4 protein-coding genes are annotated in these 9,424 nt (G+C 47.6%); all 4 read right to left on the reverse strand.

The genetic code is table 11. The features are described from left to right. Nucleotides 1-91: 91 nt before the first annotated feature. The 4 genes from QUA74_RS28595 to QUA74_RS28610 all read right to left on the reverse strand — a co-directional run bounded on the left by QUA74_RS28595 (nucleotide 92) and on the right by QUA74_RS28610 (nucleotide 9,177). Nucleotides 92-5,632, reverse strand: coding sequence for a DEAD/DEAH box helicase (locus tag QUA74_RS28595; RefSeq protein WP_333335920.1), 5,541 nt, complete (start codon nucleotides 5,630-5,632; stop codon nucleotides 92-94). Between the two features lie 14 nt (nucleotides 5,633-5,646). After that, nucleotides 5,647-5,985 (reverse strand): hypothetical protein, encoded by a 339-nt coding sequence (locus QUA74_RS28600; RefSeq protein WP_333335923.1) that lies wholly within the window; start codon nucleotides 5,983-5,985, stop codon nucleotides 5,647-5,649. Next, nucleotides 5,967-7,322 carry a hypothetical protein gene (locus tag QUA74_RS28605; protein WP_333335926.1) on the reverse strand — a complete coding sequence of 452 codons (1,356 nt, stop codon included), beginning with the start codon at nucleotides 7,320-7,322 and terminating at the stop codon, nucleotides 5,967-5,969. Before QUA74_RS28605 ends, QUA74_RS28600 begins: the two co-directional genes overlap by 19 nt. A 304-nt stretch (nucleotides 7,323-7,626) precedes the next feature. Further along, nucleotides 7,627-9,177 (reverse strand): hypothetical protein, encoded by a 1,551-nt coding sequence (locus tag QUA74_RS28610; protein WP_333335928.1) that lies wholly within the window; start codon nucleotides 9,175-9,177, stop codon nucleotides 7,627-7,629. Between the last annotated feature and the right edge of the window lie 247 nt (nucleotides 9,178-9,424).

A 9,424-nucleotide genomic window follows, 5' to 3' on the forward strand; every position in this document is an offset into this window, starting at 1 on the left:
CGCTTCTGTGATTTATTGCGTAAGCGTTGCTTGCCGTAGGCGTCGCATCCCTCTTTAAAAACTGTCCGGAGTATTGCCTTGTAACAGGCGACTAAAACCAATCAGGGCGATCCCGAATAGTAGTTGCCTTTGCTTTACCCAATAAAATCCGCCCAATGCGGAAGAAATGGGCAGCCATTGCTTGACCGTCATCCAAAGAGCCGACAGGAATTTCAAATACTTCATAACCCTGGTTCCGCAATTCCTCACGAATGGCTCGATCGCGCTGCTGTCTGTCTGGATCTCCGTGAAGATTCCGGCTCATGCCGTCGAGGTAAATGCAGATGCCGTCAGAACGTTCTGACGGGTCTTCATAAAAGAAATCAGGTATGCTTGTTCCCAGCGGTCTGCCCAAGTCAATCGGATGCTGTGCGATAGGAGTAGGAAAACCCGCCCGCAGCAGCATATCTCGCAGAATAGTTTCTTTGTCATTAACAGGCTTTCCTCCCTCAGCATATGTATTGGGTAATTTTGGCGGAATATCGTGGCTAAATGTTAAGCTGTGCCCCCAATCGTTGAGTTTTTCAGTAGCTTTGTGGCGGTTTAAGTAGCGGTGGTAGTACGAATTTCGGTAGGTAAACAAGCAATCAATGCAAGCGCTGTCGCAGGCTCCAGAGCAGCGCGCCGCAACCTCTAAAGCAGCAGAAGTTACATCAGTCCAGCGTTCAATCATTTGCTCTAGCAGCCCCGAACCTCCCGGCATAGGGTCGTAGAGCAGCACGTCCACTTTTTCTTGACCGGGATGGGCGATCGCGAGTACCTGCAAATCTTCCAATTCCATGTCCAGTACCAGGGACGCGCCCACTCGCAGTGATTCGGCAATGCTGTAAGCACAAGAGCGATCGCTGCAATCGAGTACGCTTAAAGCATCAGCGATCGCGTCGGCAAAAAATCCCGTATTCTGCACTGGCTGACCGCAGCGATCTGCGTGTTCGTTGGCGAAATTCTCCCGATCCGCCGGTGATGCTAAGGGCGACCGACTTTGACCGCACACCAAGCAAACGGGATACCCCAGAGTTCCGCTGTAAACCAAATTCGCTGCGCCGACGTTGACCAGGCGCAGGTGTACCCCAGAACGCAACTGCACCGTTTTCTCTCCCCAGTGAAACGCTTTGCCGCCGCCGTACCGATTTTGTTCGTAACCAATCACCGATACAGCCAGTTGGAAGCGGTAGTCCTCCTCGTCGGTAATGTGAGACTGGTGGGGCAAATCTACATCGCAGACAGGCACGGCTTGTAGGGATGTAGCTCCCAAACCGGCGCTAATTCCAGAAGCTTTTATTCCCACTTCCGCGATCGCCTCATTAGCCACATCTACTTGGAACAGCGTAATCTGCTGTTGCGGTTCCAAGTGGTAGAAGCGAGGCACGAAACGATTGCCATTAGCATAAATCAGATTCCCCGGAACGTATTCCCGCAGGGCCAGAGCCGGAGGTCGAGGCAGTTCAAAGTCCGACACCCCTACCAAATGTCGCGGCACTTGTGCCGTTCCTGACACCGAACCCCCCTCCAAACCGTAGCCGGGGAGGAAGCCTTCGGAAGCCAGGACGCTGTAAGTGTTCGTGTCGTCGAACCCCTCAGCTTCGCGTTTCTTGCGGGATTGAATGCCCTTGAGCCGCTTGACGAGGCGATCGCACCGCTGTCTGAGAGCTTCTTCATCGGGATCTAAAGTTCCCTTGCGCTGGCGCACGTTATCTAGGCGACTCATCTGGTCTAGCGCCCACTGCAACCTGCGCCAGATTCGTTCTATGACTTCACTCAGGTGTTCGCCGGTTTTTGCAATATAGTCGCGCAGCACTTCATCCAAGACGACATTGGCAATTTCTGGTGGCCATTCCTGGGCAAAGACTTGGCGAACCGAGTCGAATAGCGCCGTTTCGTGTTTGGTAATTAATTCAGTAAAGGCGCTGACATCGAGGGCTTGAGAACGGACGTGTCCTTTCTCATCAAAGAGGTATTGCTTCACCTGGTTGGGAAAGCACTGTTCCAGCACCCTGTTAATTTCTTCGCCCTCCCGACTCCCGACTCCCGACTCCCAACTCCCAACTCCCGACTCCCGACTCCCAACTCCCGCCGATCGCACCAACTGGTGCAGCGCCGTCAGCACTGTAGCGTGGACGTGCTTTTCGATCATCAGGTTGTTGCGGAGATTGAAGCGAGGGGGAGTAATCAAACCTCCCAGCAATTTTAGGGGGTCGTTAAAATAGGCGCGATCGTGGCTGGCTTGACGGGCATAGGTTAAATTAACAGCCATGCGGTGCTGCCGTCCCGCACGTCCGGCACGTTGCCAGTAGTTGGCGGGTAGGGGCGGCACGTTTCGCATCAAGACTGCATCCAAAGCGCCGATATTGACGCCGAGTTCTAGGGTGGGAGTACAGACAAGGGTATTTACCAGCTCGTTCTCTCCTTTGAACATCAGCTCTAAAATTTCTCGGTCTTTAGCCGGCACCTGGGCAGAGTGTTCGCGGGGACGAATTGTGGCAAACTGCTCGTCTAGCACCATCAAATCGTAATCATCGCCGCTTTCGGCTTCAAATTGCAGGGTGCCGGTGCAGCGCCAAGCCATGCACGCCATTTTAGGGGTGGGGCGAATGTGGGCGCGGCGGCACAAGTTGCAGCGGTAGATGCCTTTGTGGGGGGCGAGGCGCAATTTGTCGGCATCGATTTGCCGGACGCCCGCACAGCCAGGAATGGCTCGGTTGCGCCATCCTGTCAGGGTGACGGGTGTGAGAAGTTGCAAGTCTTCCGCTAGCAGTTGCCAGAGTTCTTCAAAAAATTCTGGGATGTCGTCTTTGGGAATGCCCCAGCGCTTCGTGGCTTGACGCGCTAGGGTGTTGCCTTTATCGCTGAGCCATTGCTGGACGCGGTTTTTATCATCTCCCGGTTCTCGTTGCAGTTTGAGGGCTTTCGGGACGCCTTGCAATAGGGGGAGATAGCCGCGCTGGATCTCGAAGTCGCCTTCTTGCCAGAACCGGGAAAAAATCCGCCCTTCGCGATCGCACAACACTGCCCCCCGGCGCGTGACATCTAGCAGGGAAGCAATCCCGCTGACTAATTCTTCTGGGGCAATTCTCAACTGTACCGCCCATTTGAGAATAAATGGCAAGGTAGGGACAAGTCCGGCATATTCAATTTGCATCCGCCCCCAGGGTTCCAAACCGATGCGCTGCTTGACGCCGGTGGCGACTTCTCGGAGTACCTGAATTCGCAAAAATCGCTTGCGTTCTTCGCTGTGTCTGACGCCTTCAGCTTCTTTGCGGTGAACGCGCCAGACTTCGGGGACGAGGGTACGACTGAGTTCGTCGTCGGCGTCTAGGAGATCGTCCAGGTAGGCGGTTAAGTCGCCAATCGAGACAGCACCTTGCTGGATGCGATTGTACATGAGACTTCGCAGGCGGTAGCGGCGAGCGTGGTCTTGCATCCACCCGGCTTGAAATGCAGCATCTTGTCGGTTGTCGGCAAAGACGAGCAAGCGGCGGCGTTCGGCGTGGTGAATCATATTTTGCGCCAAAACGTGAACGTCAGACACCGTGACGGCGCGGACATCGCGGGTGGGTTCGCGGAAACCGCCGACACTGCTGCGCCCCAAGGCTTGACAAGTGACGCAAGATGCGAGTTTTCCGGGGTGTTTCGATTTCTGGCGGACGGCGAGAAGGGTGACAAGGTTGCTAGGGCGATCGCACCCGCCGCAGCGCTTGAGAATGTTAGATTTTGAATCTTGGCCGGTTGAATGGAGGGTGCCACAGTACCGGCACAAGTAAATCGGAACCGTTGAATTGGGATAATGTTGATTCCCACGAACCGACTCCCGACTCCCGCCTCCCGACTCCCGACTCCCAACTCCCGACTCCCGACTATCATCTGCCGATTCTTCATCGAAATCGTCGTTGACGAGGCGATCGAGGAGGATGACACGAGTTCCTCCTTGTTCGGTGCTTAAAGGTTTCCAGACACTTTGATTTTCAACTAATTGACCGCCTTCTGGCAATTTGTCAAAGAATTTGAAGTCGGCAACCTGATGGATGAAATAGTGCTGTCCGCAGGTGGTGCAGGTGGTTACAGGAAGTCGAAATAAGCCGTCGCCGTTTTCTCCGGCTGCATCTTCGGCAGATAACCACAATCGCGGGCGTTCTTGCTCCCGACTCCCGACTCCCGAACTTGACGGAAAAGTGACGACAGCACCGCCGACACCCCGGATGAAGCCGTGGATGACGGGGCGCAGCAGGGGGCGGCTGTTTTTGCGAGAAGTGGCACCCAATGCCAACCAGGCGAGAACTTCGGTTTCCGGTACGGGGCGTCTGACTCGCCGTTCCAAGTCAGCAATCAATTCTGAAAGCAAGCGCGGATTTCTTAAAGCTTCGGCAAGTTGGAATACCAGTTCGTTGCTGGCTAGGTGGTGGTAGAGACTTTCTTGCCAGTTTGTGGCATCGAGGGAAGTTCCCGTCATTCCTTGGAAAACGGCTTTGACTAGAATGCCCGCCTGTTCCCCGGCTTCTACCGCTTCGAGGACGTTTTTCAGGTGAACGGCTGGGTTGCCAGCCAGGGGTAGGGGAATTTGCCGCGAAGTCTCCCAGATGTCGGGTTCGTATTCTTCACCGACGATCGCGACGCTATCTTTCCGAACCCCGAAAAACCGCGCTGCGAAGTCTCGCCCTGCTTCTTTACCCAGTTGGGCGTCGGCTATGGTGGCGGAGGTGGCAATACAGGTGGTTTCAGTGGCGCTTTTGCCGCAAAATGTCCGCAATCGGCGAATTAAGCAAGCGGTTTCGGCACCAGCAGCCCCGGTGAAGGTGTGGGCTTCGTCAAATACCAGATATTCTAATAGGGCGTCATTAAATAATTTGACATCCCGCTGACGGGTAAGCAGCAGTTCTAATTGCTTGACGTTGGTGAGGAGGATGCGGGGTGGAGATTTCCGCATTTCCTCGCGGGAGACTCGTTCTTCTGGGGGATAGACGGCGTAGGATTGTTTTTCTTTTTGGGCTTTTTCGGCTTCTTTGCGGTAGTCGAGGTGCGAGGAGCCTTGTTTGAGGCGTTTGCCGGGGGCGTCTGCAGTTTTCTCTGGGGTTTTGCCGACGTACATTCCAAATGTAACGCCGCTTCCGGCGAGTAATTCCCGCAAGCGTCCGAGTTGATCTTCGGCAAGGGCGTTCATGGGGTAAACAATGACGGCGACGATTCCCCCTGGTGCTTCTTCGTCTCGTAGTTCTAAGCAGTGGCTAATAATGGGATAGAGGAAGCATTCGGTTTTGCCGGAACCGGTGCCGGTGGAAACTAAGGTGGTTTTGCTATCGGCGATCGATCGGATGGCTGTTTCTTGATGTCCGTAGACGTTGGGGTGAGGGGCAATTTGGCGGAGGTGCGGGTGCAGGATGCCTTCGGAAATTAAGTCGGCAAGACTGGCACCTTTGCGAAAGATGCGGCTGAGGCTAATATATGGCCCTTTAAAAAGGGGAGTGCGCCTGGTTTCCTCTAAGTTGAGGAGGTGCCGCATTTGGGCGTAAAGGTTGGTATCGGCGAAAGGATACGCCGTAAGTTGATATTTGAGAAAGTCGCTGACAATTTTCTCGGTGTAGGAGATCGGGTTGAGCATAATTACTTGTATATCTATTTACTTATTTTTTTGCATTTAAATGTTCTTAACTCGTCTTTTTTTAAAAAATATTCTACACCTCCTTCTTGTTCTATATAATAAAAACCTTTTTCTTCTTGTTCCCATTTTACAAAAGTGCCTTTAACTATTGTGTTACTGTTCAATATTGCTACAAAATTTTGCGATTTTTCTGCATCTTTTTCTGCATCTTTTTCTGATTCTGATTCTGGAGTTTCAAGAAAAAGAATTTGATTTGTTTGCGTTTTTTTAGAAGTATTGTTTTCTGATTTTTGTTGCTTAATAAGAGTTTCTAAATCTCCAAGCTTATTATTGTCTAATTTTTCTTGTGCCAAATTAATTTTTCTTGAAATAATTTATCCTTGATTGTCTCAGATTCCTCCCAGTTAAGCTGGGAGATAATTTTACCAACTCCTATCCGAGCTTTTGATTGTTTGTTTCGCTTCTTGTCTAAATTTTCATTATAATCTAAATAATCTAATTGTTTGGGGTAGAAACTTTGAATTTTATCAGCAAAGACGGTTATAAACGTCATATCAAGATTTGAGATAGATATATTAACTTTTTCGTAATCCCAGATTAAAAGCCTTAAAAGATTAGAGTTTTCAGTTACTCTTTTTACTTTTTTTTCCCACTCTCGAATTTTTTCTTGAACTTCATATTCCTTTAAACTTTTTATAATATTAAGTTCTTGTAGGTGTCGGATTTCGTGTCCTATGATTCTCAAATGATTTTGCAGCTTCTCTTCTATAAAATTTTTTAGAATTTTACAGTAAAAATTTACAAAAATATCTAATTCTTTTTCAATTAGATTGCTAATATTCAGGGGAACCCATTTACCCAATAAAGTTTCTATACTAAAAGATCCCAAAAAACCATCAGGAATAGGTTTTGGGTAATCTTCAAAAAAAGATTTTATATTGATTGGATCGTCCGAAAGAATACCACTTTGTTTTACGCTCCAATTCTTATATTCTGTACGATCTGCCATTTTTTTGCGTCTTTTGATTTCTGTTTCAGAAAGTGTTAAACGAAACATTAAATCTGTTTGATGGGATTGATCCCATTGGTGATAAAATACTCCTAAAGATAATAGTTTACTAGCAAACAGCAGTTCTTTATCTTCGGATAAATTTGTAATGCCGTGATTTGTTTTCGCTTCTCTAAAAATTTTGATGAATTCTTCTAAAAAGTAGGGAGAATCTTTAGCGGTAGTAATTTGCCCGATTTCAAGATTTCTAGAGAAGCCAGACTGAGTAAAATTGCCTGAAGTAATTATCCCGAATCCTTGATGAATATCATTGATTTTTTCTTCGCTAATAAGTGCGTAAGATTTAGCATGAAATAAAGTGGATGCTTTAATTGTAGTCAAGGAGATCTTGTCTTTTGGTAATCCCGTTCGCTCGCATATATCTTTCACAAACATATCGATATCTATAAAATTTCTAATCCATTCTTCACGATCGATAAGTATATGAACGCCTGATAAATTTTTCAATCTTTGATGTAGAAATGTTGTCACATTTTTGGCTATATCGGGATTAAAATAACAAGTCATAGCGTAAAATATCCATTTATCGTCTGGATAATCTTTAGATATTTTTTCAATTAAGTCCTTTAAAGTCCTTGATAATGAGATGTTCTTAGATTGGTTAAAGAAAAAAAGGCTCATGGGCACTCTCCAAATATTTAAGTTGTGTGCAATAAAGAATGAGGTCGCTCAGGTAAATATTTTTACAAATCGCTCAGGGATAGTTGGACTCACTTGACAAGCATTCTGACTAGCCGATCGCCCACCCACCTTGGCAGCTCGAATATACAGAGCAGCATTATATCTTTACCAAATCTTTGATAATTAGAGCACAAAATCGCTTAAAAGGAAGAAAAGTGTTTTTCAGATTAGGGGGGTTATCTAAGCATTTTACTTCGATCTTAGCTCGATATTGAGTCGCACTTACTGTCATAATTCTTCACATTTAAGAGTCCTGTAATTCTAGCAAATTGAAAAAGTCTAGTTGTGTCCCAGATTCGCCGATCGCACTTACTGGTTCTGTTTCGGTTGCTATAGGTTTATCCCCTAGCAGTCGCTTCAGGTTCTGGGCGTGACGATCGCACTCTTGCCACGATTCCTCGACTGTACCTTCTAATTGCCAAGGTAAAAAGCGATCGCCCAATCTGGCGGCGACGGGTTGCGGTTCCTTGGCGCGGCGATCGTGTCCGATGCCATAATCTGCTAGCCTCAAGGTATCGGGTAGCATCCACCCCTCGCCGTCGTTGAGATTGAGGAACGCTTCAAGCCCGAAGCGTTTGAGTTCGTGGAAGGCGACGAGGGATAAAACGGTGTGGCGCAGTTCCGGGTCTTTTTCTTTGTCCACGCGCCAGAAACCTTTGGGATCGAGGGTGCGGGCAAATTTTTTATCGCAGACTTGGGCGGTAGGATAGTCGCAGTCTCGCAATATCCAGGCAAAGTCATCGATTTCTAAGCCGTAGAGTTCGGCAACGGCGGCATCAAGGATGCAGCGCAGGCGCAGGCGTTCGTAGGGGGTTATTGCCCAGAGTTGATACCAATTGCGTTCACTTAAAATGATTGTTCGTAACTTTATCCAATCATTAGCAAAAAATTGATGAGGAATGGCTAAATTACTAATAAAGGTAACTAAAATTTTTTTGAATTCTACAAATTTATTGCGTTTAGGTAAAACAGTTTCAGACATAATAAAATCGCTCATGTTTAACCCCCCAAGCCGTAAGCGCATAGGGTAATCAAATGTAAAACTACCTAGAATACTAGCAAGTGCTTGAGAGTGAAAAACTGATTGGGATAAAACTCGGTAGAAGGAAAGGCTATGACCACCTGGAACAAAATTGAGATAAGTTGAGATAGTTGTGCGGGTATTGATTGAGGCGCTGATACTCATAAAAGCAATTTTTGGATGAAGATAGCCATTAGGAGAGGAATAAAGAGTTTCTTTGCCCATCAAGAACTGAGGTTCGATAACTTTTTTCTCCCAAGGGATATCTCGCCATACAGCAGTTCTACCTTTACCGCTTACCCAACCTTTCAAACTAAAATCAAAGTGATTAATCATCCGCCCTTCATACAAAGGCAGCGCCACATCTTCAACCTCATCAATATAAATCGCGCTACTGCCATCAGCAGATAAAATCAAACCTTCTGGACGCTGCAAAATAGAACGCACCGCCTCATAAGGTTGCCAATTGCCCTTTAACCAGTGACCGTACTCGTCAGGACGATAACCCTTGGCTTCCCACTGGGGACGGGGTGGGAATAACTTCGAGTCGTTGGTCATGTGAAACTCTGTGGCGTACTGGATGCCCCAACCTTGCGGGCTATCATCCCCCAGTAAAACGCCGTTGGCATACATTTTCTCTAAAATGGTCAAGTCTCGCTCTGATTTTATCTCTAAAATCGCCTTAGATTTCGGACTAAATTGCTCTACTCGCGCACATGGATAAGCTAAAATGTACTTTTCTGCTTCTTCCCAAGCAGTTAAATCGCGCTGCATAAAGGTTGATTGGATAGCCTCAGTTTTTCCACCTTTTTGAACAATAACCGGACAAAATTTAAATGACCGATGAATATTGAAAATCCCATCGCGGTTTTCAAACCCAAACAACCATTGCCACTGACAATGAGATAAAAACAGAGTCCTGAGATTGGTTGCCCCTTTATCAGTAGACCTCTTGCAAAATAATTTTATGATATAATGGAAAGTTTTGCTTGACTGGATTGAATCCCAACTATTAACTTAT

It is taken from the genome of Microcoleus sp. LAD1_D3 (assembly GCF_036702135.1).
In the GTDB taxonomy this organism is placed as follows: Bacteria; Cyanobacteriota; Cyanobacteriia; order Cyanobacteriales; family Microcoleaceae; genus Microcoleus.

Coding starts and splice junctions, on each gene's coding strand:
- QUA74_RS28595 (WP_333335920.1), bottom strand. CDS start 5,632: ATGCTCAACCCGATCTCCTACACCGAGAAAATTGTCAGCGACTTTCTC.
- QUA74_RS28605 (WP_333335926.1), bottom strand. CDS start 7,322: ATGAGCCTTTTTTTCTTTAACCAATCTAAGAACATCTCATTATCAAGG.
- QUA74_RS28610 (WP_333335928.1), bottom strand. CDS start 9,177: ATGCAGCGCGATTTAACTGCTTGGGAAGAAGCAGAAAAGTACATTTTA.